Genomic DNA, 26053 nt, shown 5'->3' on the forward strand with positions numbered 1-26053 from the left:
CGAGCAACTACGCGTACGCTTTCGCATGGCCAAGCATTTCCCTACCGAATGCGTATATCAGAAATGGGCGGCCGAAGCTCGTTTCCAATCATCCGCAAACTCTTCGGGAATGTCGTCCTTTAGAAAGGCACCATCCTCAAGATAAGTATACAGCTCAGCATAGGTGCGCTCGTGCTCGTCCGCAGTTCGGCGCAGGATATCACGGGGATGTAACTCGGATGCTTTTTCCTTGCCCATGGCACCCAAAAGCTCGCGGAAACTTTCCAGTGTGGCATCGTGATAGCGATGAACACGCCGACGTTTCTGCGGCACGTTCACAGCCCGCCCACGGATGGGATCTTGTGTAGCCACCCCTGAGGGACAACGGTTTGTGTTGCAATGCAATGCCTGGATGCAACCAACCGCAAACATCATCGCGCGCGCCGAGTTGCACATGTCGGCGCCAAGCGCCAATTTCTCGACCATGTCATATCCGGTCGCCACTTTGCCGGAACAGATGATCCGGATCTTGTCACGCACCCCGACACCGCGCAAACAGTTGCTGACTAAGATCAAGGCTTCGTTCAGGGGCATACCCAACCGGTTGGTAAATTCGACCGGGGCTGCGCCCGTGCCCCCTTCTGCCCCGTCAATCGTGATGAAATCCGGCAGAATACCCGTTTCAAGCATTGCTTTGCAGATCGCCATAAACTCAGACGGCTTGCCGATGCACAGCTTGAAACCGACAGGTTTGCCGCCGGACATCTCTCGCAAGTGCTGGACAAAATGCATCAAACCTGTGGGCCCATCGAATGCGCTGTGGGTAGGCGGAGAAATCACATCCTGATGTTCAGGCACACCCCGTATCTCGGCAATCTCGGCATCGACTTTGGCGGCAGGCAGAACACCGCCATGGGCAGGTTTTGCGCCTTGTGATAACTTGATCTCAATGGCCTTGACCACGTCCTTGCCTGCCTTTTCGGCAAACTTGTCCTTGTCAAATCCACCAGCAGGGGTCCGGCACCCGAAATAACCCGTCCCGATCTGCCAGATGATGTCACCACCTTCGGCCAGATGATGCGGTGACAACCCACCCTCTCCGGTGTTATGCGCGAACCCCCCATCCTTGGCTCCTCCGTTCAGCGCGCGGATGGCGTTGGCGCTGAGCGCGCCAAAGCTCATGGCAGACACGTTGAGGCGTGAGGCGCTGTATGGTTGCGTACATTGTGGACCGCCCAGCATTACACGTTCTTCACTCTTGTCCACATGTTTGGGGGCTAGTGAGTGGTTGGCACGATGATACCCGGTTTCCGTAATGTCGTATTGCGTGCCGAACGCCTGTGTGTCCACCTGCCCCTTGGCCCGAGAGTAAACCAACCCTCGGACAATCCTGTTGAAAGGCCGTCCACTTTCGTTGGTTTCCACAAAATATTGGCGAATTTCCGGGCTTACAAATTCCAGCATGTACCGGAAATGCCCAAGAACCGGGTAATTGTTCAGGACGTTATGCTTGGTCGTCAGAACATCATAAAGACCGATGATCGCGTACGGCACCAAAATGATCAGAAGCCAAAGCGCATGAGACCAGAAGAACCCAAGGATCAGAACCACCGGCAGACAGACACAGCTCAGAAAAAAGAAAATTCTGCGTACAATCATGTTCCATACTCCTTGTGTTATTATCGGGCTGATGAGCCATGCTGTCAGAACTCAACGTGAAACAGATTGAAATTTTATTTCAAGTGCCCGCGGAAAAATGTCTGCTGAGGGACGCAAACGTGAAATCATGTTACGAACCTCCCAACTGTTGAACCCGGTGCAACCGGCGGATAAATCACGCTTAACGGACGACAAAGGGCCGATCCTTGGCAAACACACAATCCCACCTCTGGCGTGACCGAAAAAGCGTGATGTTTCTGTCCGTCTTCGCAGGCGGTGCGCTTGGGTCGTTGTTGCGTGAGGCGTTTGCACTAGAGATCCCAGGCCTAAGCTTTCTCACCTCGACTTTTGGCATCAACGTAGTCGCCTGTTTTGTTCTGGGCTGGCTATATTCCGTGCGCCATAAGGTGCACGCGCATGTTCTGCATCTTGGCGCCGTCGGGTTTTGCGGTGGATTGTCGACCTTTTCGTCTTTTGTTGCAGATCTTGAACGAATAGCCGACGGCGGCCTATGGGTAACGTCCCTGGCAATCGGGCTTGAAGTTTCATTTGGCCTTGCTGCCGCGCTGTTTGGTGAAAGACTTGGACGGCATTTTCATTCCGAAAAGACGCCGTCATGAGCGAAGTGTATCTTCATTCCATGTTCGCGTTGGGCGGAGGTCTGGGGGCCGTGATGCGCCATTGGCTGGCGCTGAAGATTCGGCACGACTTGCCACTAGCAACCTTGCTCGTAAATGTGTTGGGTAGCTTGCTGCTGGGAATCTGGGTTGGGTATCTGGGCGGTCCTGTAGACATACCCGAGGACCAAAAACGCCTTGTTTTCGGGTTTTGCGGCGGTTTTACGACTTTCTCCAGCTTTGCCTACCAATCGCTTGAACTTCACCGCGAACGCACATTGTATTTGGCAGCAGGCAATATTCTGATCAGCCTTGCTCTGTGCTGGTTTTCTTTCTGGCTTGGCCTGTTGCTAGCGAGCTAAAGCGCACCAAACTGGGCAACAAACTCAGACGCTGATCTGCTTTTCTTTCCAGCCTACGTTGAGTCCCAAGCCGCACCGACGGTTTGACAAATAAAGAGTTTGAAAAGACTTATCGCTGTAAGCTGAACTGCATCGAGTGTTCTGGTGTGTGAGCAATGGTCTGTGTCCCTGATCCGGACATGGGCCATTTCTTAATCGGATCAGACCCCATAACGGGCAAGAAACATATCAACGGCTTGTGTCGCTACTTCGGCGATTTCTTCTTTGCTGAACGAATTCTGAATTCCAAAGGCCGCGCGGGTCCAGATCCTTACCTTGCAAAGCTCGGAAAACTGCTCGGCCGCGATATGAACATCTTCAACCACCAACTCACCTTTGGCCACGGCTTTTTCAAGATATTCCGCCATTTGACGTTGGCCGTTTTGTGGCCCCGCCTCGTAAAATGCGCGGCCAAGTTCCGGAAACCGGTCCCGTTCGGCAACACAAATCCGGAATACTTGCTGCGCGAAATCTGAAACCAGAAACGCCGTCAGCTGCGTCGCCGCGATCATCAGCACTTCGCGGGCGGGTTTGGTCTCGTCGATCATCGCCACGACCCGTTCAGCCATCAGGCAGCATTCTGTTTGCGCAACTTCCATGAACAAAAGACGCTTGTCCGGGAAATAGCTGTACAAGGTTGCTTTTGACACCCCGGCCACGCGGGCAATATCATCCACGCTTGCGCCCTCAAATCCATCCGCCATGAAAACCTCTCGGGCCCCGCGCAAAACCTGATCGAACTTTCGGCCTGTGCGCAGGATGGTGGCGGTCTGGTTCATGTCATCTCCTCAAGCGATACCTGATACAGTTTATAAACCGTTCGGTTCAGGTACAAGGATTCTCGTATTCCGCTGATATCTGCCAATGTTCTAATTGTGGCCCAGGGCTCTTGCGACGGCTTCAAACCGTGCTAGGACTTGGCCCATGGCCGATATCTTTTTGCGTACACTTCCCTTTTTTGCAATCATCGGCCTTGGCTTTTGGGCTGGGCGCACACGGTTCTTTACAGCCGAAGCAACCGCATATCTAACCAAGTTCGTCTTCTTCTTCGCGCTGTCGGCAATGTTGTTTCGATTTGCAGCGACCCTGCCCTTTGCCGAGATTTTCAACGCAAGACTGATCTTCGGTTATCTCATAGGCACCGCTGCTGTTTATGGCATAGCAACTTGCATAGCGTGGATACGCGGCCTTGACGTGCCTACTTCGGCGGTTGAGGCACAATGCGCTGCTATTGGGAACGTTGGCTTTCTTGGCCTGCCAATGCTCGCGCTGCTGTTCACCGAAGCTGCTATTGGCCCGGTCATGCTGGTCCTGACCGTAGATCTGGTGGTATTCTCGTCTCTGATCGTGATCCTGATCAACGGTGGGCGCGACGGCAGGCTGACCCCAGCCACATTCAAACTGATTGGAATGGGTCTGCTCAAGAACCCGATGATTGTCTCGATCTCTGCCGGGCTCGTCTGGTCATCCCTGCAAATCCCGGTTCCCGATCCGTTGAACAGCTTTCTTGACATTCTGGGTGGTGCCGCAACCCCCGGAGCACTTTTTGCCATCGGCGCTTCCTTGGCAAGCAAATCCGCGGAAAGAATTCAAATCGCTGCCTGGTTGAGTTTCTGCAAACTAGTGCTCCACCCGCTTTTCGTAGCAATCGCCCTGATCTGGCTGATCCCGATCGAAACATTCCCGGCAAGCGTTGCAATTGCAGCAGCAGCTCTGCCCGTAGCAGGAAATGTCTATATGCTGGCCGCGCATTACGGCATTGCCCCACAGCGCGCCTCGGCTGCTATTTTACTGTCGACGCTCGTCAGCATTGTCACCATACCACTTGTTATTGCGGCTCTAGGTACCCCCTGACCTTCACCCTTTCAAAAATACTCACTCCAAAGGCACTCGGACTTTACGCCGGGTCCGTGGATCGTTAGCCATGTTGCGACTCTAGAATAAGGACGATGCCTAATGGAAACCCTTTCGGAAAATGCCTGTTTCGGCGGAGTGCAAGGCGTGTATCGCCATGCTTCGTCGACATGCCAATGCGACATGACGTTTGGCCTTTTTCTTCCGGCCGAGGCGAAAGATGGCCCGGTTCCGATCTTGTGGTATCTGTCTGGTCTGACCTGCACCCATGAAAACGCGATGACAAAAGCCGGCGCACAAGCTTGGGCTGCGGAACAAGGCATTGCAGTGGTATTTCCCGACACTTCGCCACGCGGTAAAAGTGTTGCGGATCATGACGACTACGATTTGGGTCAGGGCGCTGGGTTCTACGTGAACGCCACGCAGGAGCCCTGGGCACCGCATTTCCGGATGTGGGACTACATTGCCGACGAATTGCCTACCCTGCTGTTCGAAAGCTTTGCCATCGATAGCGAACGTCAGGCCATCACGGGTCATTCCATGGGCGGGCATGGTGCATTGACGTTGGCCATGAACCTTCCAGGACGGTACCGCTCGGTTTCGGCCTTCGCACCCATCGCGAACCCGACGGGCGCTGACTGGGGGCGCAAACAGCTGGGCGCGTATCTGGGGGATGATGAATCCCTTTGGGCCAAACACGATGCTTCCCTGTTGATGAAAGAAACCGGTTTCGACGGCCCCATCCTGATCGATACGGGCACCAATGATCAGTTCATGGACCTGCTGCGCCCAGAAGCGCTTGCCCAAGCCATCGCTGAGCGTCGCCAGCAAGCAACCTTCCGCCTCCAGCCGGGGTATGACCATTCGTATTTCTTCGTATCTACCTTCATGGAAGATCACATCGTTTTCCACGCCGAAGCGCTGTACGGAGACTGAGATATGAGCAAATACGACTATGATCTGGTCATCATCGGGTCCGGGCCTTCGGGGCGTTCTGCGGCCATTCAGGCTGGCAAGCTCAAGCGACGGGTTCTGGTGATTGACCGAAAAGACCGTTTTGGTGGGGTGTCCGTTCACACCGGAACTATCCCATCCAAGACATTGCGCGAAACGGTTCTGAACCTGTCGGGCTGGCGCGAGCGCAGTTTTTATGGCCGTTCCTATCGGGTCAAGGACCAGATCCGCGCCGAAGATCTGAAAGCCCGCCTGCACATGACCCTCGATCACGAGGTCGATGTGTTGGAACATCAGTTCAACCGGAACCACGTCGATACTCTGGACGGTTTAGCCAAGTTCGTCGGGCCACATGAAGTGGAAGTCGCCACCGATGCCGGAGAGACCACACGTGTAACGGCCGCCAAGTTTTTGATTGCGACAGGAACCAAGACCTACCGCCCCGATTATGTTCCGTTTAACGGCAAGACCGTGGTCGATGGCGACGAGTTTCTGGAAATGGCGGAAATCCCGCGTTCACTGGTTGTTATCGGTGCCGGGGTCATTGGGGTCGAATACGCCACGATGTTCTCGGCGCTGGACGTTCGGGTGACGCTGATCGAGCCGCGGGATACGTTTCTGGACTTCATCGATAGCCGCTTGATCCATGATTTCACCCATCAAATCCGCGAAAACGGTGTTGATCTGAGGTTGGGATCGGCTGTCGAAAAGATTGAAGATGCGGGCGAGCACGTCGAAGTGACCCTAGAAAACGGGCGTCACGTGCGGGCCGAAATGCTGCTGTTTGCAGCCGGGCGCATGGGCGCAACATCGAAACTCAATCTGGACTCAGTTGGACTGGAAACCGATCACCGCAATCGGATCAAGGTAGACCGCAAGACATATCAGACCGCGGTTCCGCATATCTACGCGACCGGGGATGTGATCGGTCACCCTTCGCTGGCCTCGACTTCATTACAGCAAGGGCGTGTGGCTGCCTGCCATGCGCTCGAGACACCTACACTGCCGGAAAGCCCATGGTACCCATATGGCATCTACTCGGTTCCCGAAATTTCCACCTGCGGCATGTCCGAGGAAGAACTTCAGGAACGTGGCATTCCGTATGAGGTCGGTGTGGCCCGATTCCGCGAAACCTCGCGCGGGCATATCATGGGGCTGGAACACGGCATGCTGAAGATGCTGTTTTCGCTTAAAACCCGCCGTGTCTTGGGCGTGCAGATTGTGGGCGAAGGTGCGACCGAACTGATCCACATCGCTCAGGCGGTGCTGAATCTAAAGGGCACTGTCGATTACTTCGTTCAGAACACGTTCAACTATCCAACTCTGGCCGAGGCTTACAAGATCGCCGGGCTGGATGCTTTCAACCGGATGCCGATCCCGGACGAATTCAAGGTGCGGAAAAAACCTGCTGAACCAGAGAAAAAAGAGGCCAAAAAGGCGTGACAACGCTCTATGTCGATGGCGATGCCTGCCCTGTAAAGGCCGAGGCCGAACGGGTTGCAACGCGACACAAGGTGCCTATGGCACTGGTGTCGAATGGCGGTCTTCGACCGTCAGCAAACCCGTTGGCTCAGGTCGTCGTGGTCTCGGAAGGCGCTGACGAAGCCGACAAATGGATAGCAGAACGCTGCGGCGCAGGGGATGTAGTTGTTACCTCCGATATCCCTCTAGCTGCGAAATGCGTCGAAGCGGGTGCCCGAGTTTTGCGCCCGAACGGCGAGGCCTTTACGGCAGCCAACATAGGCCAGCAATTGGCAATGCGTGATCTGATGGCTGACCTTCGGGCCGCCAATCCGCTTGGGGCCGGAGGCGGCGGCCGACCATTCAACAAAGCCGATCGTTCAAGGTTTCTGGACGCCTTAGAGCGGGAACTTCGCGCGGCGACCCGAGGATAAGTGCAATCATCGGCAAGCTAAAATGCGAGCCTGCAACCAGAAACGCCCGTTTACAAGCCCGCAGAAAGAACGCAGGCTGCGAAAGACTTCTGATCAGGCTATTCGCAAACGGAGACCGAATTATGAAAGTACAGGGTGCTCATTACCGGTCGATTTGGTGGGACAAATCGGCAGGTGGGGTTCGGATTATCGACCAGCGATGGCTGCCCCATGACTTTCGGGTGGTTACCCTGAAAACGCTGGATGAATTTGCGACAGCGATCCGCGACATGTGGGTCAGGGGTGCGCCACTGATTGGTGCAACAGCCGCGTTTGGAATTGCGGAACAGATGTCCCGTGACAGCTCTGACGCTTCGTTCGATGCCGCATATGACGTATTGCACGCGACCCGGCCAACGGCAATCAACCTGCGATGGGCCTTGGACAGATGCCGCGGCGCGCTGATGCCACTTGCCCCAAGTGACCGTGCCGAACGGGCCTGGGCAATGGCACAGGAGGTTGCTGACGAAGATGTTGAGATCAATGCCTCGATAGGTCGCCATGGGCTGCAACTGATCAAAGAAATTGCAGCCATCAAGCCCGCAGGTGAACCGGTCCGGCTATTGACGCATTGCAATGCCGGTTGGCTGGCAACGGTGGATTGGGGAACGGCGACAAGCCCGATGTATCACGCGCATGACGCGGGCATTCCGCTTCATGTCTGGGTGGATGAGACCCGACCACGAAATCAGGGGGCGCTGACATCCTGGGAACTTGGCGAACACGGCATTCCCCATCGTTACATCGTGGACAATGCAGGCGGTCACCTGATGCAACATGGTTTGGTTGACGCCGTCATCACCGGTACAGACCGGACCACGGCACAAGGCGACGTCTGCAATAAAATCGGCACCTACCTGAAGGCCTTGGCGGCGCGGGACAACGGGGTTCCGTTTTATGTCGCCCTGCCCTCGCCCACGATTGACTGGACGGTTCGGGATGGAGTGTCGGAAATCCCAATCGAAGAACGCGATAAAAAAGAAGTGACCCATGTCATGGGCGTGGATGGACAGGGGGATATTGCCGATGTTCGCGTCACCCCGAACGGGACGAAAGGTGGCAATCCTGCCTTTGATGTCACACCCAACCGGCTGGTGACGGGGCTTATCACCGAACGCGGCGTCTGTGCCGCCTCGGCCGAAGGCCTTGCAGGATTGTTTCCGGATCGAGTCGGCTAGATTAACACCCCACACGGCGTTACCGCTGGCACGCGCACGTAGGTCGAGCGCGAAACGTCACGTCAGGCGGGGACTGCCAGACGGTTCTCTCGGATAGGTAGATGAACGATGGCGCTGAAGGCCCCTATTGCCACACCGATCCACCAGACCAGGGCATAGTCACCATACTGGTCATACATACGCCCCCCCAGCCAGACGCCCAGGAAGCTGCCAACCTGATGGCTGAAGAAGATTATGCCATAGAGTGTTCCCATGTAACGCAAACCATAGAGGTGCGCGACAAGACCCGACGTGAGCGGAACGGTGGCCAACCAAAGCGACCCCATCACCAGCGAGAATGTAATGACGGACAGCGGCGTTATCGGGAAAATGATGAACAACGCCGCAGCAAGCGTTCGACCGGCATAAACCGAGGCCAGCAGATATTTCTTGGGAAAATGATTACCCGCCCAACCTGCCAAAAGAGTCCCGGCGATATTGGCCAAACCAATCAGTGAAATCGATACCGCGCCAAGTGCGGACGTGGATGTGATGCCGATGGAATGCAGCACGCTGCCGGCTTGGATCGGTCCGCACATCTCGGTCACGAATGCGGGGAAGTGGGCCGTGATAAATCCAAGTTGGTAACCGCAGCTAAAAAACCCAATAAATATTAAAGCGTAAGAAGGATCTCGGAACGCCTTCCCCAGAATTTCTCCCATGCTTTCTTGCAACTCTGCCTTTGAAGCTGGTTGAGGCGCCCGCATGAAAGGCAAGGTCAATACAAGCGCAAGAATCGCAGCGGCAAACACGACGAAGACTTGTTGCCAGGGCAGGAATGACAGCAACCACTCAGCCGTCGGCGCGCCCAGAACCTGCCCAAAGCTGCCCGCGGCGGTAACGATGGCCAGCGACATGGACCGGTTTTCATCAGAGGACGCGCGACCGACCACAGCCAAAACCACGCCGAACCCGGTTCCGGCAATGCCAAACCCCACCAGCCACGCATAGACTTGGTGTTCAAGAGGTGTGACGGACCAGGCTGAAAGCACCATACCGGCAGCGTAGGTCAAAGCGCCAAGGATAATGGCCTTTCGGTCCCCTACTTTCTCAGCGATAGCTGCAAAGATCGGTTGACCGATGCCCCAAGCCAGATTCTGGATTGCAATCGCCAATGAGAAATCCGTGCGCAGCCAGCCAAATTCACTGGCGATCGGAATCTGAAACACGCCGAAAGACGCGCGCACGGCAAAGCTGACCGTGATGATGATGCATCCAACGATCAGGATCGGGTTCAACATGCGGGTGGATTGCGGCATAGAGACCTCGGGTAGCTTGGTCCGACGGACCGTACTGGATTTACGGGTTGCGTCAATTCAACAGATTTGAGGTCACGGATAAGCAAATTTGATACGTCAGGGAAAAGGCTTCTTTTCAACGGGCTGGGTCATGGGTAAGGCTCTGGGTCATGACGGATCTGATTTCGCACTACGAAGCCCGCGTCGAGGATGGAACTCTGACGCGTGACGACGCTCAAGAAGCCGTGTTGCCCCAGTTTGAGCGCATCCGTGCGGCACTGGCCGAGCCGGTTAAACGAGGGTTTTTCCGCAAGGCTCCGCCTCCGCCTAAAGGCCTATACCTGTGGGGTGGCGTCGGACGTGGTAAATCGATGCTGATGGACATGTTCGTCGACACGCTGGGTGAAGTCCCCGCACGGCGCGTTCACTTTCATGCCTTCATGCAGGAAATCCATGCCGGAATGCACAAGGCCCGGAAAGAGAACGTCGAAGATGCTCTGGCACCCGTGGCAAAGGAGGTGGTGAAATCCGTCCGCCTGCTGGCCTTCGACGAGATGCAGATCACTGACATTACGGATGCGATGATCGTCGGCCGTTTGTTTGACCTGCTGCATGAAGGTGGCGTTGTTGTCGTGACCACGTCGAACAGGCATCCGGACGCGCTGTATAAGGATGGGTTGAACCGGCAATTGTTCCTGCCTTTTATTGCCCATATCAAAGACCAGTTGCAGGTATGGGAACTGGTATCGCCCACGGATTACCGTCAGAACAGACTAGAGGGTGCTCCGGTCTATTTTACACCCATCGGGCCCGAAGCACGGCAGAAAATACGGGATGTCTGGAAAGATCTTGCAGGCGGTCCTGCCGATCCGTTGATATTGCAGGTCAAAGGCCGCGCTGTCGAACTGCCCGCATTTCGCAATGGTGTTGCACGGGCTTCGTTCTATGACCTGTGCGGCCGGATGCTGGGACCGGCAGACTATCTGGCTATCGCAGAAGCAATTAAAGTGCTGGTGCTTGAGGATATCCCCCGTCTGTCGAGAAATAACTTCAACGAAGCCAAGCGCTTTGTCATCCTGATTGATGCGCTCTACGAGGCAAAAGTTCGGTTGATCTGCTCGGCTGCGGCAGAGCCCGAGATGTTGTATGTCGAAGGTGAAGGCACCTTTGAGTTTGAGCGTACAGCGTCGCGCCTGCGGGAAATGCAGGACCAGAACTGGGGGAAGTAGGGGGCTCTGCCCCCGTCGCGCTGCGCGCGCCTCCCCCGGAGTATTTGCGAAAAGATGAAGCTTAACCGTTTTCGCGCAGGACGTTTCCGGCAAGATAAAGGGAGCCGCAGATAAGGACACGCGCCTGTGGGTCTTGATCCGTGATTGCCTTCAACGCATCCGAAACGCTTGCAGCGACCGAAGAGGGCAAGCCAACTTTGGCGGCGGCGGCGGCGGTTTCGTCGGCGCTGAGCGTGGCCGCCTCGCCCGGTATGGAGACGGCAGTCAGACTTGCAACCTGTCTGGACAGTGGCGCGAGATACCCAGTCACGTCTTTCGTGTTGAGCATACCGCAGATTAAGTGCGTGGGACGTTGCGGCATTTTCGCCAGCACATCGGCCAGCGCGATACCTGCGGCCGCGTTATGCCCTCCATCCAGCCACAGTTCGACCTGGGGGGCTTGCTCGGTCAGCGGACCGGTTTTGAGACGTTGCATACGCGCGGGCCAATCGGCATTGGACACGGCAGCCTCGTAGGCAGTGTCACCCATTGAAAGATGACGCAGAACCGCCAAAGCGGCACCGGCATTTTGGAACTGATGTGCACCCAGCAGGTTGGGGAGCGGCAGATCACGCAACCCGGTTTCGTCCTGATAGATCAAGCACCCGTTTTCTTCATGAACGTGCCAATGCTGGCCATGTATAAGCAGCGGTGCGCCCAACCGGGCGGCTGTGTACTCGATCACCTCCAGTGCCTCGTCTTCCTGCGGGCCGACGATGCATGGCACACCGGGTTTGATAATTCCCGCCTTTTCGGCGGCAATCTTTCCCAAAGTGTCGCCCAGATACTGTTCATGATCGATTGAAACAGGCGTAATGACTGTCACCGCCGGTTCATCAATCACATTTGTTGCGTCCAGCCGTCCGCCGAGACCGACTTCAAGCAGAGTGTAATCTGCTTTGCAGCGAGAGAAGGCCAGCAAGGCAGCGCAGGTTGTGATCTCGAAATACGTGATGTTTTCGCCGCCATTCGCCGCGTAGCACTCATCCAGAACCGCAGTCAGGTCGGGTTCTGAAATCAGTTCGCCCGCCAACCGGATACGTTCGTGAAATCGCGCCAGATGGGGCGAGGTGTAGGCATGAACGGAACGCCCTGCCCCTTCCAAGCCCGCCCGGATCATGGCCTGGGTCGAGCCTTTGCCATTGGTCCCGGCAATATGGATAACCGGTGGCAGCTTGAGCTGCGGATTGTCCAAGGCGGCCAGCAATCGCCAGACGCGATCCAAGGTCAAATCAATGATCTTGGGGTGTAGCGCCATCATCCGGTCGAGGATGGCGTCAGATGTCTTGGTGTTCATTTTTTCCCGGTCTCTTCGGCCTGCGCGACCTTGGCCGTTTCATCCGGTGTCGGTGCTGGCAGGTCACCTTTGATCGCCGGCGGTTGGTTCATCAGCATCCGGGTGATGGTGATCAGTTCGTCACGCATCTCGGTACGTTTGGTGACACGGTCCAGCATCCCGTGATCCAGCAGGTACTCGGCCCTCTGGAAGCCGTCGGGCAGCTTTTCGCGAATCGTCTGCTCGATAACTCGGGGACCGGCAAAGCAGATCAGCGCGTTCGGTTCCGAGATGTGGACATCACCCAACATCGCATATGACGCCGTCACACCACCGGTGGTAGGATGGGTCAGCACAACGATATAGGGCAGATTTGCTTCTTTCAGCATTTCGACGGCCACGGTTGTGCGCGGCATTTGCATCAGGCTGAGTATACCTTCCTGCATCCGCGCTCCACCCGCTGCCGAGAACAGGATCAGTGGGCGCTTTAGCTTAACCGCTTCTTGAGCGGCCGCGATGATTGCGTTGCCCACATACATGCCCATTGATCCGCCCATGAAGGAGAAATCCTGCGCTGCCGCAACGATAGGTGTGCGCCCGATTTCGCCTTTGGCAACCAGCATCGCCTCTTTTTCGCCGGTCTTTTTCTGCGCCGCTCGCATACGCTCGGGGTATTTCTTCTGGTCGCGGAAATGCAAGGGATCTTCTTTTGGCGCTGGCACTGCAACCTCAGTGAAAATTCCGCCGTCGAACAGGTGATTAAACCGCTCGCGTGGGGTAATCGCCATGTGATGGTCACATTGGGTACAGACGTTCTGATTTTCCGCTAGTTCACGATGAAACAGCATCGTTCCGCACTCGTCACATTTCTGCCAGAGGTTTTCGGGCACTTCGCGGCGAGAGAAGATCGAGTTGATCCGGGGGCGGACGTAGTTTGTGATCCAGTTCATGTCGGAACCTTGGCTTGTGCGGTGTTGACGTCAAATAAGACGCCACGGGAAGAAATGCAATCAACGCCTGATCGCAAGCCGCGCCGCCAGCCAGCATACGAACATCACAGCCAAATCCACCACCAGCCAGGGACGAAGCTGTTCGGCGTCAGATGCATCGAACGGAAGCGAGAAAAGCGCCAGCCCGCTCAGGTTGTCCGGCAAGGAAACGAACAATAGTGCGATGATGTTATTGAAGAAATGCAAGGCGATAGCTGGCCCCAATGTCCCTGATCGCGCTGTGAGATCGGATGCAAGCATCCCAAACATTAAGGCCCACAGCACAAACAGAATTGCGTTTTCTCCTGCCAGTTCCGGTGTGTAATGGCCAGCAGCAAACACAACAGACGGAACCCCCATCCAAATGACGGGCGATTGAAACCTGGCGGCAAGGGCTTGCTGAATGTACCCTCGAAACAGAACTTCTTCGGCGCTGGTCTGAATCAGGACAACCAATACCGAGACCGGAAGCAACAAGAGCCATGTTAAAAATGGCAGATTCTTTGACAGAGATCCCCCCAAACCGTAGGGCGGTAGCAAGACACCGACAGCGCCCAAGATGAGCAGGGCTTTCAGCACTTTCAGAAATTGGGCCGCAACCAGACCCCGCTGGCCGAAAATTGATCCTAAGGATCGGTGCTGCAGCTGACGTGCGGCCACTGCCACGCCAAGAATGATAAACCCGAAACTGGCCAGCAACAAAAGCAGCGCCAAAGGTGTGCTGCCTTGCAAAAGTTCCTGAGCCCACTTCGCTGAGCCCAACCCCGCGACCACGGTAAAAAACACCAGGTTCAAAACGCTGACCAACACGGCGATCAATGCCAGCCCCAGCAATAGACGCCAGAGTTCGGGTTTGGCGCGGGCTGTTTCGATCAAACGCGCATGAGCTGAATACGCACTAGGCATCCTTACCAATACCTTCCTGCACCGTTTCATCTGTCACGGGTGGAAACATGTCTTCGGCGTTCTGGGCCACGCTGATTCTGTTCGAGAGCGTCGTCAGATACCCTGCAACTGTCTGCAGCAACTGCAAAGCGACCGAAGCGTCACTTTCAACAACGGCACGCAGCTCTTCCGCGCCGATACGCAAGAAGCTGCTATCTTCCGTCGCGACCAGATCCAGCTGCCTTGGTTCCCCTGTAATGATGGATAGGTCTCCGATAAGCCGACCGGGTTCTATGATCGAGATTGTACGTTTCGTTCCATCCTCGTTGGACCAATCCAGTTTGGCCTGTCCTGAAATGCACAAATAGGCCGCATCCGGCGCCTGACCGCGGGAAAAAATGACTTGCCCGGCGCTGGCCTCGTACCATTGCGCCGAAAACGCCAGCAGCCGCTGGTTTCTGCCATCCAGGCCGGAAAACAACTGCGTTGCTGACAGGATCTCGAGTTTCCGGCTCAGATCGTCCGACGTGCTGTCCTCATGCGCTGGTCTGCTTCGCGAGACGCCGTCGATCCGTCCATCCTTGATTTCCACAAACAAGTCATAGGCTTCGGGATGTGCAAAATGATCCTCCATGAATATCATGATGGAATCGGGCAGCAGTTCCCGTAGTTTCAGGCGCGTGCGCAACCGGCTTTCCGAGTCGTGGCTGGCTAGTGCTTTGTCCAGGATCAGGATGTCGGGGCGTTTGATGCCTGCGCGCGAAAAAGCGGCACGCTCCTGAAACACGGTTGGAAGGTTGTTGCCGCCCAGCCCGGACGGAAGGTCATAAATAATGGCCGCTGCCCGACGGCGCAGACCGGCTTCGTTCATGGCCTCTGCAACGATGTCTTCGATATCTTCGGCATGGGCACCCGCCATCAACGATATCCGGCCATAGATCGCGTTCTCCATCACGGTCAAGCGCGGCACATAGATGTCAGGCGCCACAGACATGAACAAACCGTCCATTGCACCACGCAACCGTTCGGCTTGGGTCTTGCGGATAGCAAGAATTTTTTCCTTGTATTCCTCTGGGAAATCCGGGCCAATCTGTTCCGCGGTCAGAAGGAAAGGCACTGTCAGTAGCAAGGCGCGCTCCTGATCGCTCAGCGCGGCATTCCCTTTGGCTTTGCGCCGGTCCTGGATGTCGAGCAGCCGATGATACATGTCCTTTGACATGCCAAGCCGCAGAAACAGAGGATGGTCAGCCCCGTCCCGCCCAAATGTCTTGCCAAGAGTATCCATGACAGCATTCGATATGCTGATCGCGTCATCTGCCAGATCATGGGCGCTGAGCAATTGCACGAACCGCGCGTCTCCGGCCAGAATGTCTGGAGATATGTCTCGCGACGGTGCCGCGAACAACAGGTTGCCCCCAAGCGGGACGGCCGGGTTAAACTGGTTTGGATCGAACCTATAGACATACCGATCCAATCCTTTTTCTTTCAGCCGTTCTGCGATGGTTTCTCTCAGCCTGACTATTTCCTGTGCCAGTACAGGGTGTATTTCTGGATCAAACTGGGAGCGCAGAGTGCGCCGGAACATGAACTCGTCAATCCCCATGGCTTCCACCAGCTGGAACCACCAGTCACGTATTCCATCGATATCGTCCAGACCGGCAAGCCCCGGATCGATCCACTCATCTGCCAGCGAATCCGGTGGGTTACCCGCCCGAACAGACTCGATCTGACGACGGGACGGGGTTCTTATGGCATCTGCCTCGTGTTGCGGGTGGGTGCGCAACGGCATCATGAGGTTATCGCCCAGAGTTCCGTCAAACAGATAGGGGCGTGAATAGGCATACCCGATCCGGGCCGCGATAACTGATTGGTGCAAATCGTCCAGCTTGTGGCCAGCTATGACCACATCCCCCTGAACAGGCAGAACCTCGCGGGTCAGCAACTGGCCCAACGCACTACGTTCCGACGCATGGGCGGATTGAATCGCCACACGCGCGCCCCGTGGGATGGTCAGATCAATGTCTTCCAGAATGGTTTTGCCGTCGCCATCGCGAACGGTCACATTGCGCAATTCGATATCACCGGTCAGATGTGGGATGGTTTCCGGCTCGCCGATGAACAGCTCTTCGGGGATCATGTTGTCTGGGGCAAATCTTTCGGTGACCACCTCCCACCGCAGGGACATGTCCTGTACCTGGTTGTAGTAGGTCAGAAGGTCTTTCCAGGGGCCGCTTAGGTCTTTGTACGCGCCCAACGCGGCAACCAGTGCACCTACTGTCACCTCGCCCGTGATCGCCAGGTATCCGCCCACCGAATAAAACAGGAATGGCGTCATCTGAGTGATCAAATTGTTCAGGAACTTCATAAAGAATTTCTTGTTGTAGATCTTGAACCGGATCTCGAACAAGGTCCCCAGCCTGTGACTGAACTGCGCCAGACGATACCGCCAACCGCCATTCGTGCGCAGGTCACTGATGCCCGCCGCACTTTCCCCGATTTCCGAGCTCAGACGCCGAACCTCCTGAATACGATCCTTGTTCAGCAAGTTGATCTGACGTTGTAGCTTGGGAATTAACCAGGCCTGAAGCGGGATCAGCGCGATGCTTGCCAGACCGAACCAGATGCTTTGCATGAACAGAAAGGTGACGATTGTCATCATCTGACCAAACTGAAACACCGGTTGCGCGATCGCATCCCCCATAAGGCCGCCCATCGGCTCGGCCTCGGATGTGATCATCGAGACCAGCTCTCCTTGGCTGGTGGTAGCAAAATAGGATCTCGGGAACCGCATCGTGCGTTGAATCAGGGTATAGCGAAGACGGCGCAGCATGCGTTCGGACAAGATGCCTTTCATCGTATTGATGCGCATCTTCATCAACCCGCTGGCAATTACAGTAGCCAGAAATGCAAAGCATAATATCATCAGGTACTGAACCTGAGACACTGTGATGCCCCAGATTGTCACCGTATCGCCTGGCGCACCGATGGCATCGTTGATTATTTGTTTAGGCAGCTCCAGCGACGCATACAGAAACGGGAAAGACAGGACCGTTAACAGCAGCAGGACAAGTTGCTGTTTTTTTGAATGCTTCCAAATAAAAGAAAATAATGTGGGCTCCATAGCCTGGCCTTATCGATAGCTGAACTGATGTTTGGCTGTTCAGGGGTAACCCATTTTTAGGAAACAGACGGTAAGCATTGACCCGACGTATTGCAAGAATTGACGGGGTCAGGCTCCTAATCCGGCACCTATCTTTTTTACGCTTAGCCACCAACCGGAAAACGTAGCGCTCAAGTAGTGTTTTTGTGATTGCGGGTTTATTCCTACTCATTTCTTTGACTAAAGAAGGACATTATCGGACGAAGAGACCATGCGCAGGATTCTGGATCGCTATATTCATCGCCGGACGCTCGGCCGCTGGCGCCGGGCCGTGCAGCAGGCGCCAGATTCAGCGCAGGCCGAGTTGCGGGTGAAACGCGATCAGGCGCGCAGTCTGCGTGGGCAACTGGATCGCCTTATCCAACTGGCGGATGCGCGCTTGCTCCGCCCGAAAATGGGATCAACTCAGTTTCACCGGCCTGTCGGCACCGACTGGAGCTGGCGACCCGACCTGTGGCGCGCGCCGTTGTTGCAATCCGGCATGGCCTCTGTTCCCCGTAAAACGGTAATGGACGATCAGGTCAGCTTATTTCACGACTGCCCATTGACCGAAATCGCTGTGCGGCAAATCCGCAACCGGGGGGCAAGTGATCTGGCCCCGTTCAGTCTGGAGGTCGAGGTCTTTGGCTTCGAGGGGTCGTTCCTGTCGGTATCAATCGATTTGCCGCGTGAGGTCGCCCGCGACCTGACACGCGAGCATCTGATCCGGTTGGAAACCCTGATTGACTGCGAGAAACCGTCTGGCGTGTTTGCACGTCTCAATGTTCAGCACGGGCCCAACATGGAGCAGGTTTTGCGGCAGCTAGACCCTTCTGACACCGTGAACGCAGTTGATTTCGACCTGGCTCACCTGCCTCTGAATGACCGTCGGATCGAAAAGATCTGGCTGGATCTTATTTTTGAGAAACCGCAGATGAACCGTATGAGTGTGCGAGACCTTACGTTTTGCCGCTTCCATCGCGCGGACTTGTGAGACGATCAAAGATGACACAACCATCCCTGACTTTCATTCAGTTCGAAAACGGTATTTGGCACGGCCATGTTGAGGCCGAACGGCAGCCAGATTTGGAGGTTCGATATCTGGGCAAAGCTCTGGAGGGTGTTGAGCTTTCACCTACAGACAACGGATGGAATCTGTATGTTCCAGTACCCGTCACAGCCCTGTCCGAAGGCGTGCACAGCTTCGTCATAGTCGACGCAGGCAGTGTCGATAAAATTGGGAGTTTCTCCATAATAGCAGGAGAGCCCGCCGCCGATGATCTCAGGGCTGAAGTGGACCTTTTGCGCGCGGAGTTGGATATGCTGAAACGCGCGTTCCGACGGGTAAGCCGCGGAGACGGCTGAAACGCTTGCGAAATCGGATCATCCATTCGGTTATGCGCGCTCTGCGCGGCGCCTTCGGATTGCGCTGCTGGATGATGAAATGAAATCTCGCGAGACAGAAAGAAAAGGGCCGCGTTGTACGCGACCCATTGGTTTGGTTATTGGGATGGCCCGTGCGGGGTGAACGCTGACAAGCCTTTGAGGATGTCTATGGCATATGCCAGTTGATAATCCTCTTTCCTCAGCTCAGCGGTTGCTTCGGCCCTTGCACGATCTTCCTCGATCTGGCGGATTTCATCCTCGCTCAGGCTGTCATTGTTCAGACTGCCGCGCAAGTCAGCTTCGGACCGGGTACGCCCGTTGCTCTCTTCCTCTTCTTCTGCAGGTGCAGGGCGAGGCTGTTCAACAATGATGTCCGGGCTGACGCCAAGGGCCTGGATTGATCGTCCTGATGGCGTGTAATAGCGCGATGTGGTCAGGCGCATAGCGCCGTCGCCGCGCAGCGGCATGACCGTCTGCACGGATCCTTTGCCAAAGCTCTTGGTGCCCACAACGATAGCGCGGCGATGATCCTGCAATGCACCGGCCACAATCTCGGATGCCGAGGCCGAGCCGCCATTGATCAGCACCACAATTGGCTTGCCTTCAGCCAGATCCCCGGGGGTGGCGTTGAACCGCTCACCCTCATTCGGGTCGCGGCCGCGCGTGGAAACAATTTCGCCTTCGTTCAGGAACGCATCCGAGACTTTGATCGCCTGAGTCAACAGGCCGCCTGGGTTGTTGCGCAGGTCCAGAACAAAACCGTTCACCTTGTCGATGCCACCCGCTTCGGCAATCTGTTCCTGCAATCCTTCCTGCAGGTTCGGGAAGGTCTGGTCGTTGAACGTGGTTACACGCAGCACGACACTGGTGCCTTCGGTCCGTGCGCGCACAGCGGTCAACTTGATTGTATCACGGATAATAGTGACATCGAAGGGATCAGGCTCACCCTCGCGTACGACGGTGATGATAATTTCGGATCCGACCGGGCCGCGCATCAGGTCAACCGCTTTGTCCAGCGTCAGGCCCAGAATACTTTCGCCGTCCACATGGGTAATGAAATCCCCGGCTTCGATTCCGGCTGCGTCGGCGGGGGTATCGTCAATAGGTGAGACGACTTTGACAAAGCCTTCTTCCTGCGTGACTTCGATACCCAACCCACCAAACTCACCCCGGGTCTGCACGCGCATCTGTTCGGCGTCGTCAGGAGAAAGATAACTCGAATGCGGATCAAGCGATGTCAACATGCCGTCAATGGCCGCCTCGATCAGTTCTTCGGGCTCAACCTCTTCGACATACTGGGCGCGGATACGTTCGAAAATGTCGCCGAACAAATCCAGCTGTTCATAGACGCTTGCCTTGTTCTCGGCCTCCTGCGCCAGCAGGGGTCCTGCAATCTGAGTTGTTGCAAGAATACCTGCCACAGTTCCAGCCAGACCGGCCACCACAAATTTCTTCATACGCGTTTATCCATCCTTGTCGGTCCGAAACCACGATTCCGGGTCCACGGGGCGATTGTCTTCTCTTACCTCTATATAGAGCGTTTCTGAGCGGTCAGTTCCAGTGCCATCACTGCTTGTTGACAAAATTGCGCCGATTTCCGGCATTTCACCGGGCATCAGACCAACTGGTGTGCCCTCTGGGATCACCTGACCGGTCTGGCCATAGACCTCCTGCAAACCGGAAAATACGAACAAAAGACCCGATTGAGGTTCAAGTATTATCAGGTTCCCCAAGTCCAGCAGCGGCCCGCGATAGCGAATTGTCGCAGCGGTGGGCGATGTGACCAAGGCGCGCGGGCGTGTCCCCACGATCAGGCCGGGGCGCGTGACACCGGCGGCGTCCGTTTCACCGGCCTTGTGCAGCAAGATGCCCTGTACCGGCATTGATATCCGGCCTTTCCTGTCCAAGACGCTGGCATTGCTGTCGAGGATCTCTCCTTCCGAGATCTCGGACAGACCACTTGCAAAACCATCCAGTGTTTCGGTCGACGAGATCAGAATGGCCGTACGCACCGGGTCTTCCACGAAACGGCGGGGCAAATCCGTGCGGTCGGCGATTGCCTCGCTCAGACGGGTACGGGCCGCCTGAACGCCCGTCAGACCCTCTGTCAAAGTTTCCGAGGCCTTTTGCTGCAAGACACGCAATGTCTGCACTTCATTTAGGTCCTGCGCCAGTTCCTGCGCGCTGGCATTCAGGCCGGGGGTGACCTCGGACAGCATAATACCCGCGCGAGCAGCCCCCAACGGGCCGGCGGGATGTAACATCAAAACAGGTGGTTCGGTCGTTTCAATGGTTTGCAGAACACCGAGCAATCGCCGGATTTCCTTTTCGCGCGCCCGCAACTCGGCACTCAGTTGCGCCTCACGGGTAGCCGCTTGGCGCAATCCCACCCGCATCGCACCCAACCCGGCCTCATAGGCATGGATCGTCTCCGTAAGAGCATTGACCCGGTCCCGGGCACTTTCGGCTTCGGATAACGCGATGGACGCCTGTTCGAGCATCTGCGCTGCATCCAAAGCAGCCTTGGAAGCGTCTGGCTGGGCCAGCGCCGGCAAGGCCAAAAACAGACACACTGCCAGAGCAGCCGGTTTCATGACAGCAGGCTTTCCCCGGTCATTTCCATGGGTTTAGGCAAACCCATCAGTTCAAGCAGGGTCGGGGCGAGATCGGACAAACGTCCTTGGCGCAATATAGCACCTTCTGGCCCGCCAACCAGCGCTATGGGAACAGGATTAAGCGTATGGGCCGTATGCGGACCACCGGTCACAGGATCAACCATGACTTCGCAATTGCCGTGATCGGCCGTGATAATCATCGCCCCCTTGACCTTTTCAAGAGCCGTAATGACTTGAGCCAACCCATGATCGACGGCTTCACATGCTTTGATTGCGGCATTCAGATCACCTGTATGACCAACCATATCGGGGTTGGCATAATTTGTAACAATCAGGTCATACCCGCCTTCGATGGCTTCGATAAACTTCGCCGTAACCTCTGCGGATGACATTTCGGGCTGTAGATCGTAGGTCGCCACTTTCGGCGAGCTCGGCATAAAGCGGTCCTCACCTAGTTCGGGCGTCTCCTTACCGCCATTCAAAAAGAACGTAACATGCGGGTACTTCTCGGTTTCCGCCAGTCGGAACTGACGGAGCCCTTGCTTGGCGACCCATTCGCCCAGCGTATTTACAAGCGCGCGCTTTGGAAAAACCGTGGTCATGTAAGCATTATGCCCGTCAGAGTACTCGACCATGCCCAGCAGTGCTGAAAGCTTCGGGCGCGGTCCTGTCGCGAACTCGGAAAATCCGGGCTCTCCGAGGGCGCGCAGGATTTCACGTGCACGGTCAGCGCGGAAGTTCAGGCAAAAGAAACCGTCGCCATCGTGAATACCGTCATATCCCGTCAATACGGTTGGTGTGACAAACTCGTCAGATTCGGACTGGTTATAGGCGTGATCAACCGCGCCATGGGCGCTGCTGGCTGTTCGGCCCTGCCCGTTGACCATTGCACCATATGCTTCACTGACACGCTCCCAGCGATTGTCGCGATCCATGGCAAAGTACCGCCCGCTCACGGTGACGATGCGTACGTTTTCGGGCAGGCGTTCTTCCAGCTCAGCGATGTAAGTCAGAGCTGACCTTGGCGCGACATCACGCCCGTCCGTCACTGCGTGCAGTGCAACCGGGACACCGGCATCCGTTATGGAAGTGGCTGCGGCAAGGATATGGTTCAGATGACCATGCACCCCACCATCCGAGATCAACCCCATCAGATGCGCAGTACCGCCAACGGACTTAACACTGGCGATGAAAGCTTGCAGAGCTTCGTTTTCAAAGAATGTCCCGTCTTCAATGGAAAGGTCGATCTGGCCCAGATCCATGGCGACCACACGCCCTGCACCGATATTGGTGTGCCCGACCTCTGAGTTGCCCATCTGCCCGCTAGGCAGACCCACATCGGGGCCGTGGGTGATCAGGGTTGAATGCGGGTACTCAGACATGATCGCGTCAAACGTCGGCGTGTTTGCCAGATAGGGTGCGTTAGCTTTTGTGTCCTCGGACAGGCCCCAACCATCAAGAATGCACAGGACTACAGGTTTGGGGGTGGCCATTGATGTACTCCATTTGCTGCTCTTGGGTCACCTTCTATCCTTTGGACTTCGACGGGTGAACCGCCTTTTGCAATGATGTACAATTATAACCAACACAGAGGTGTTAGTCCTTCAGATAGCTTTGGAAAGGGCGCGCCTTGCGATCGCGGTATTTGACTGTCAGATCCAGTGGTGCATCGTTTTCATCATAAACGCCCAGAACAACACCCCTGCCCCGGCTTTTGGTACGCATTTCAATCAATTGCTGCTCGGATCGGGTCGTGCGCTGTGACGCCCGCCGCGTCCAGGCGAACAGGTGCTCGTACATTTCGGCGATTACACCGGCATGTTCGGCGCTGTCACCCAGATCGTTCAACTCATCGGGGTCGTTTTTCAGATCGAACAGGATTGGCCGGTACCCACCTTCACAATGGATCAGTTTCCATTTCTTACTTGCGACCATGAACATCACCGCATCGCGGACCGACATGTCCAAAACATTTGCGATTGGCGAAGCCGAGTAGTCATATTCGCAGATCACCACATCGCGTTGCAGCGTGTCCACCTCCCCATAAAGGATGGGCAGCAGGGAGTGACCTTCCAGAATATGCGTCGCCACTTCCCCACCAGCCGCACCGACAAAGGTCGGTGCAAGGTCGATGGATTCTACAAGCGCATCGCTGACAGTGCCACGTGTCGCGTCCGCCTCGGGCGACGGGTCATAAATGATCAACGGCACTCTGGTTGAGGCGTCGTGGAAAAAGGTCTTTTCCCCCATCCAGTGATCGCCCAGAAAATCACCGTGGTCTGATGTCAACACGATCATCGTGTTTTCCATTCGCCCGGTTCTCTCCATCCAGTCCAACAGGCGGCCCATCTGATCATCGGCTTGCTTGATCAGCCCCATATAGGCCGGGATAACCGCCTCACGCACATCCTGCCGCGAGAAGGTCTGGCCGATCTTTGTGTCCATGAAGGCTTTGAGCACGGGATGCGCATTCTGACGTTCCGCCTCGGACCGCACCACAGGCAACACATGTTCCGGCCCATACATCGAGGCGTATGGGTCCGGTACGATGTACGGCCAATGCGGCTTGATAAAACTCAGATGGCAGCACCACGGGCCATCATGCGTTTCCATGAACTCGATCCCGCGCCCGGTCAGATAGGGCGTTTCGCTGTCTTCCTCGGCAATATTCGCGGCTTCGGGTGAATTCTTCAGAAACCAGCCAGACAGAACGTTGCCATCCGCATCCAGTCCGGAATTGGCAAAGTCATGCCAGGGATTGTCACTCTCATACCCCTTTGCTTTCAGGAACTTGTTGTATTCCTTTGCCCCGTCCGGGTCATAATACCCATCCGGACCTTCGGGCAGCATACCGTCATCCCGTTCATATACGTCAAACCCACATTCGGCGACGCGCGCACCTATCAAGCTGTCAGGTTCCAGACCAAGCCGCGCCATCCCTTCGGCGTCTGCACGCATATGGGTTTTGCCAACCAGCCAGCAATCCATCCCCGCCTTACGCAGGTGATCACCCATCGTTATCTCGCCGACTTTCAACGGAATTCCGTTCCACGACGCGCCGTGAGAATGCACATAGCGCCCTGTATAGGTGGACATGCGAGAGCTGCCGCAGATCGGTGATTGGATATAGGCGCGGTTGAAGCGCACGCCTTTGGCAGCCAGACGATCGATATTTGGAGTATGCAGATGTGGATGGCCGTAACAGCTCAGATAATCCCATCGCAGCTGGTCGAACATGATGAACAGGATGTTTTTTGCCTTGGCCAAGTTGACGCCCTTCCCCAAAAGTCACGAGGGCCTAGTTAGCCCCTTCTATCCGCAGAACGAAGCAAAACCTGCGTCAGGCCTGACGGTCCATTTGTTCCAGCATCTTCTTGGCGCGTTTACATTGCAGCTTGTCGCGCAGTGGGCTGTCGGGGTCGATGTCTTTTTGGCAGACAACGCAATTGTCAGCGCCCGAGATCGCGTTTAGACCACCGCAGCTGCCTTTGATGGTCTTTCCCATCAGCATGACACCCAATGACATGCCCACCATGACGAGAGCGAGAAGAATGAAGGCCAGAATAAAGGTACTCATCTCAGCTCCAACAGTCAGTTCAATCCCAGCGCGTCTTTGAACGCCGCACTATGGGCAGTGATATAGGCATCTTCGCCGCCTGTCACATCCCGCGAGATGAAATACACGGCAAGTTTATGCTCCTCCGCCAAAGCAAGACCCTTTTCCTGACCCAAAGCCAGCATGGCTGTTGCCCAGGCATCGGCCATCATCGCGTTTTCGGCCAGCACGGTAACCGAGGTGGTGCGATGCGTGATCGGGTGGCCTGTTGTCGGATCGATGATATGCGAATAGCGCACTCCATTCTGTTCAAAGAAATTCCTGTAATCGCCCGAGCTGGCCATGCCCCGATCATCCAGTGAAACAACCAGTTGGATGGTTTGCGAACCCGTTTCAGGTTTCTCGATACCAATGAGCCACGCTTCGCCCTCGTCATTCTTACCTTTGGCCACAAGATCGCCGCCAATTTCGACCAGATAGTTTTCGATGCCAGCGGCCTGCAAGGTTTCCGCAACAGCGTCAATTCCATAGCCTTTTGCAATCGCGGACAGGTTAATGCCCACACTGGCGTTTGACTTGGCAAGCGTACCAGCATCGGTATCGAGCGCTAGCAGGCGTTCTTGACCTACACCGTTCAGCGCTGCGTTGATATCGGCATCAGATGGCACCGGGTCCTCGGGTTTGCGTGGGCCAAAACCCCAAAGCTCGATCAGAGGGCCGAGGGTTACGTCGAAAATGCCACCGGATTTCGCGTGCACTTCGTTCGCCGCCGAAAGAACCAGCGCAAATTCGTCGGAAACAGGCATTGGATCTGTGCTGGACGACGCGGAAAAAACGGAAACCTCGGAGTTCGGATCCCAATTGGACATCTTGGCATTCACAGCTGCCAGCTTTTCACTGACGGCCGCAGCCAGTGCGTCTTCGTCAAGGTCTTCGCCAATTGCGGTGATATTGTAGGTCGTGCCCATTGTCTCACCGGACAGACGGACCACTTCGGGTTCCTTATCAAAAAGACAGCCTGAAAGAAGGGTGAAAAAGGCCAGTATGGGCAAAAGACGCATTGGGCGTTCTCCGGGACATTCTGTG

23 protein-coding genes are annotated in these 26053 nt (G+C 55.8%); 10 read left to right on the plus strand and 13 right to left on the minus strand.

What is annotated here, in order from left to right; all coding sequences use genetic code 11:
• Positions 1-57: 57 nt before the first annotated feature.
• Positions 58-1638 carry an FMN-binding glutamate synthase family protein gene (locus ACR0BZ_RS16910; protein ID WP_480920806.1) on the minus strand — a complete coding sequence of 527 codons (1581 nt, stop codon included), beginning with the start codon at positions 1636-1638 and terminating at the stop codon, positions 58-60.
• Between the two features lie 251 nt (positions 1639-1889).
• Between ACR0BZ_RS16910 and ACR0BZ_RS16915 the strand changes: the two genes are divergently transcribed.
• Together ACR0BZ_RS16915 and crcB are read left to right on the plus strand one after the other, a co-directional pair.
• Positions 1890-2258: a fluoride efflux transporter FluC gene (locus ACR0BZ_RS16915; protein WP_480588669.1), complete on the plus strand. Its 369-nt coding sequence runs from the start codon at positions 1890-1892 to the stop codon at positions 2256-2258.
• Positions 2255-2617, plus strand: coding sequence for a fluoride efflux transporter CrcB (crcB, locus tag ACR0BZ_RS16920; RefSeq protein ID WP_480920807.1), 363 nt, complete (start codon positions 2255-2257; stop codon positions 2615-2617). The genes ACR0BZ_RS16915 and crcB overlap by 4 nt, the downstream gene beginning before the upstream one ends.
• A 200-nt stretch (positions 2618-2817) precedes the next feature.
• Here crcB and ACR0BZ_RS16925 read toward each other — a convergent pair whose 3' ends face one another.
• Positions 2818-3435 (minus strand): TetR/AcrR family transcriptional regulator, encoded by a 618-nt coding sequence (locus ACR0BZ_RS16925; RefSeq protein ID WP_480920808.1) that lies wholly within the window; start codon positions 3433-3435, stop codon positions 2818-2820.
• A gap of 145 nt (positions 3436-3580) precedes the next feature.
• Between ACR0BZ_RS16925 and ACR0BZ_RS16930 the strand changes: the two genes are divergently transcribed.
• From ACR0BZ_RS16930 to mtnA, 5 genes are all read left to right on the plus strand, one after another.
• Positions 3581-4510: an AEC family transporter gene (locus ACR0BZ_RS16930; RefSeq protein WP_480920809.1), complete on the plus strand. Its 930-nt coding sequence runs from the start codon at positions 3581-3583 to the stop codon at positions 4508-4510.
• 102 nt (positions 4511-4612) lie between these two features.
• Positions 4613-5446 carry an S-formylglutathione hydrolase gene (fghA, locus tag ACR0BZ_RS16935; protein ID WP_480483705.1) on the plus strand — a complete coding sequence of 278 codons (834 nt, stop codon included), beginning with the start codon at positions 4613-4615 and terminating at the stop codon, positions 5444-5446.
• Between the two features lie 3 nt (positions 5447-5449).
• Positions 5450-6907 carry a Si-specific NAD(P)(+) transhydrogenase gene (gene sthA, locus ACR0BZ_RS16940; protein WP_209507114.1) on the plus strand — a complete coding sequence of 486 codons (1458 nt, stop codon included), beginning with the start codon at positions 5450-5452 and terminating at the stop codon, positions 6905-6907.
• Positions 6904-7359, plus strand: a complete 456-nt coding sequence (locus tag ACR0BZ_RS16945; RefSeq protein ID WP_480506972.1) for a YaiI/YqxD family protein — start codon at positions 6904-6906, stop codon at positions 7357-7359. Before sthA ends, ACR0BZ_RS16945 begins: the two co-directional genes overlap by 4 nt.
• Before the next feature lie 122 nt (positions 7360-7481).
• Positions 7482-8576: an S-methyl-5-thioribose-1-phosphate isomerase gene (gene mtnA, locus ACR0BZ_RS16950; protein ID WP_480920810.1), complete on the plus strand. Its 1095-nt coding sequence runs from the start codon at positions 7482-7484 to the stop codon at positions 8574-8576.
• 62 nt (positions 8577-8638) lie between these two features.
• Here the strand turns inward: mtnA and ACR0BZ_RS16955 are convergent, their stop codons facing one another.
• A complete protein-coding gene (locus tag ACR0BZ_RS16955) occupies positions 8639-9874 on the minus strand; it encodes an MFS transporter (RefSeq protein WP_480506973.1) in 1236 nt (411 codons plus the stop codon).
• 149 nt (positions 9875-10023) lie between these two features.
• Here ACR0BZ_RS16955 and zapE point away from each other — a divergent pair, with 149 nt between their 5' ends.
• Positions 10024-11082 carry a cell division protein ZapE gene (zapE, locus tag ACR0BZ_RS16960; protein ID WP_480920811.1) on the plus strand — a complete coding sequence of 353 codons (1059 nt, stop codon included), beginning with the start codon at positions 10024-10026 and terminating at the stop codon, positions 11080-11082.
• A gap of 61 nt (positions 11083-11143) precedes the next feature.
• Here the strand turns inward: zapE and ACR0BZ_RS16965 are convergent, their stop codons facing one another.
• The 4 genes from ACR0BZ_RS16965 to ACR0BZ_RS16980 are packed head-to-tail and all read right to left on the minus strand — an operon-like array spanning position 11144 to position 17392.
• Positions 11144-12418 carry a bifunctional folylpolyglutamate synthase/dihydrofolate synthase gene (locus ACR0BZ_RS16965; protein ID WP_480920812.1) on the minus strand — a complete coding sequence of 425 codons (1275 nt, stop codon included), beginning with the start codon at positions 12416-12418 and terminating at the stop codon, positions 11144-11146.
• On the minus strand, positions 12415-13347 hold the full coding sequence (gene accD, locus ACR0BZ_RS16970; protein WP_209597255.1) for an acetyl-CoA carboxylase, carboxyltransferase subunit beta: 933 nt from the start codon (positions 13345-13347) through the stop codon (positions 12415-12417). The genes ACR0BZ_RS16965 and accD overlap by 4 nt, the downstream gene beginning before the upstream one ends.
• A gap of 60 nt (positions 13348-13407) precedes the next feature.
• Positions 13408-14292: a CPBP family intramembrane glutamic endopeptidase gene (locus tag ACR0BZ_RS16975; protein WP_480483698.1), complete on the minus strand. Its 885-nt coding sequence runs from the start codon at positions 14290-14292 to the stop codon at positions 13408-13410.
• A complete protein-coding gene (locus ACR0BZ_RS16980) occupies positions 14285-17392 on the minus strand; it encodes an ABC transporter transmembrane domain-containing protein (protein ID WP_480920813.1) in 3108 nt (1035 codons plus the stop codon). The genes ACR0BZ_RS16975 and ACR0BZ_RS16980 overlap by 8 nt, the downstream gene beginning before the upstream one ends.
• 250 nt (positions 17393-17642) lie before the next feature.
• On the opposite strand from ACR0BZ_RS16980, the gene ACR0BZ_RS16985 reads away from it, so the two are divergent.
• Both ACR0BZ_RS16985 and ACR0BZ_RS16990 read left to right on the plus strand, forming a co-directional pair.
• Complete coding sequence (locus ACR0BZ_RS16985; RefSeq protein ID WP_480920814.1) at positions 17643-18404, plus strand: DUF6478 family protein; 762 nt, start codon at positions 17643-17645, stop codon at positions 18402-18404.
• A gap of 11 nt (positions 18405-18415) precedes the next feature.
• Complete coding sequence (locus ACR0BZ_RS16990; RefSeq protein WP_480920815.1) at positions 18416-18775, plus strand: hypothetical protein; 360 nt, start codon at positions 18416-18418, stop codon at positions 18773-18775.
• A 137-nt stretch (positions 18776-18912) separates the two neighbouring features.
• On the opposite strand, the gene ACR0BZ_RS16995 is transcribed toward ACR0BZ_RS16990, so the two are convergent.
• The 6 genes from ACR0BZ_RS16995 to ACR0BZ_RS17020 all read right to left on the minus strand — a co-directional run bounded on the left by ACR0BZ_RS16995 (position 18913) and on the right by ACR0BZ_RS17020 (position 26028).
• Positions 18913-20253, minus strand: a complete 1341-nt coding sequence (locus tag ACR0BZ_RS16995; protein WP_209507125.1) for a S41 family peptidase — start codon at positions 20251-20253, stop codon at positions 18913-18915.
• A gap of 6 nt (positions 20254-20259) precedes the next feature.
• Positions 20260-21390, minus strand: a complete 1131-nt coding sequence (locus ACR0BZ_RS17000; protein ID WP_480920816.1) for a murein hydrolase activator EnvC family protein — start codon at positions 21388-21390, stop codon at positions 20260-20262.
• Complete coding sequence (gene gpmI / locus ACR0BZ_RS17005; RefSeq protein WP_480920817.1) at positions 21387-22904, minus strand: 2,3-bisphosphoglycerate-independent phosphoglycerate mutase; 1518 nt, start codon at positions 22902-22904, stop codon at positions 21387-21389. Before gpmI ends, ACR0BZ_RS17000 begins: the two co-directional genes overlap by 4 nt.
• Positions 22905-23007: 103 nt before the next feature.
• Positions 23008-24678 (minus strand): sulfatase-like hydrolase/transferase, encoded by a 1671-nt coding sequence (locus ACR0BZ_RS17010; protein ID WP_480920818.1) that lies wholly within the window; start codon positions 24676-24678, stop codon positions 23008-23010.
• A gap of 73 nt (positions 24679-24751) precedes the next feature.
• Complete coding sequence (gene nqrM / locus ACR0BZ_RS17015; protein WP_480920819.1) at positions 24752-24988, minus strand: (Na+)-NQR maturation NqrM; 237 nt, start codon at positions 24986-24988, stop codon at positions 24752-24754.
• Between the two features lie 14 nt (positions 24989-25002).
• A complete protein-coding gene (locus ACR0BZ_RS17020; protein ID WP_480920820.1) occupies positions 25003-26028 on the minus strand; it encodes an FAD:protein FMN transferase in 1026 nt (341 codons plus the stop codon).
• Positions 26029-26053: the final 25 nt, after the last annotated feature.

The organism is Ruegeria sp. P8 (assembly GCF_056534665.1).

Coding starts and splice junctions, on each gene's coding strand:
- nqrM (WP_480920819.1), bottom strand. CDS start 24,988: ATGAGTACCTTTATTCTGGCCTTCATTCTTCTCGCTCTCGTCATGGTG.
- ACR0BZ_RS16995 (WP_209507125.1), bottom strand. CDS start 20,253: ATGAAGAAATTTGTGGTGGCCGGTCTGGCTGGAACTGTGGCAGGTATT.
- crcB (WP_480920807.1), top strand. CDS start 2,255: ATGAGCGAAGTGTATCTTCATTCCATGTTCGCGTTGGGCGGAGGTCTG.
- ACR0BZ_RS17020 (WP_480920820.1), bottom strand. CDS start 26,028: ATGCGTCTTTTGCCCATACTGGCCTTTTTCACCCTTCTTTCAGGCTGT.
- ACR0BZ_RS16925 (WP_480920808.1), bottom strand. CDS start 3,435: ATGAACCAGACCGCCACCATCCTGCGCACAGGCCGAAAGTTCGATCAG.
- accD (WP_209597255.1), bottom strand. CDS start 13,347: ATGAACTGGATCACAAACTACGTCCGCCCCCGGATCAACTCGATCTTC.
- ACR0BZ_RS17000 (WP_480920816.1), bottom strand. CDS start 21,390: ATGAAACCGGCTGCTCTGGCAGTGTGTCTGTTTTTGGCCTTGCCGGCG.
- ACR0BZ_RS16980 (WP_480920813.1), bottom strand. CDS start 17,392: ATGGAGCCCACATTATTTTCTTTTATTTGGAAGCATTCAAAAAAACAG.
- ACR0BZ_RS16990 (WP_480920815.1), top strand. CDS start 18,416: ATGACACAACCATCCCTGACTTTCATTCAGTTCGAAAACGGTATTTGG.
- sthA (WP_209507114.1), top strand. CDS start 5,450: ATGAGCAAATACGACTATGATCTGGTCATCATCGGGTCCGGGCCTTCG.
- ACR0BZ_RS16915 (WP_480588669.1), top strand. CDS start 1,890: ATGTTTCTGTCCGTCTTCGCAGGCGGTGCGCTTGGGTCGTTGTTGCGT.
- mtnA (WP_480920810.1), top strand. CDS start 7,482: ATGAAAGTACAGGGTGCTCATTACCGGTCGATTTGGTGGGACAAATCG.
- ACR0BZ_RS16910 (WP_480920806.1), bottom strand. CDS start 1,638: ATGATTGTACGCAGAATTTTCTTTTTTCTGAGCTGTGTCTGTCTGCCG.
- ACR0BZ_RS16930 (WP_480920809.1), top strand. CDS start 3,581: ATGGCCGATATCTTTTTGCGTACACTTCCCTTTTTTGCAATCATCGGC.
- ACR0BZ_RS16965 (WP_480920812.1), bottom strand. CDS start 12,418: ATGAACACCAAGACATCTGACGCCATCCTCGACCGGATGATGGCGCTA.
- fghA (WP_480483705.1), top strand. CDS start 4,613: ATGGAAACCCTTTCGGAAAATGCCTGTTTCGGCGGAGTGCAAGGCGTG.
- zapE (WP_480920811.1), top strand. CDS start 10,024: ATGACGGATCTGATTTCGCACTACGAAGCCCGCGTCGAGGATGGAACT.
- ACR0BZ_RS16985 (WP_480920814.1), top strand. CDS start 17,643: ATGCGCAGGATTCTGGATCGCTATATTCATCGCCGGACGCTCGGCCGC.
- ACR0BZ_RS16975 (WP_480483698.1), bottom strand. CDS start 14,292: ATGCCTAGTGCGTATTCAGCTCATGCGCGTTTGATCGAAACAGCCCGC.
- ACR0BZ_RS16955 (WP_480506973.1), bottom strand. CDS start 9,874: ATGCCGCAATCCACCCGCATGTTGAACCCGATCCTGATCGTTGGATGC.
- gpmI (WP_480920817.1), bottom strand. CDS start 22,904: ATGGCCACCCCCAAACCTGTAGTCCTGTGCATTCTTGATGGTTGGGGC.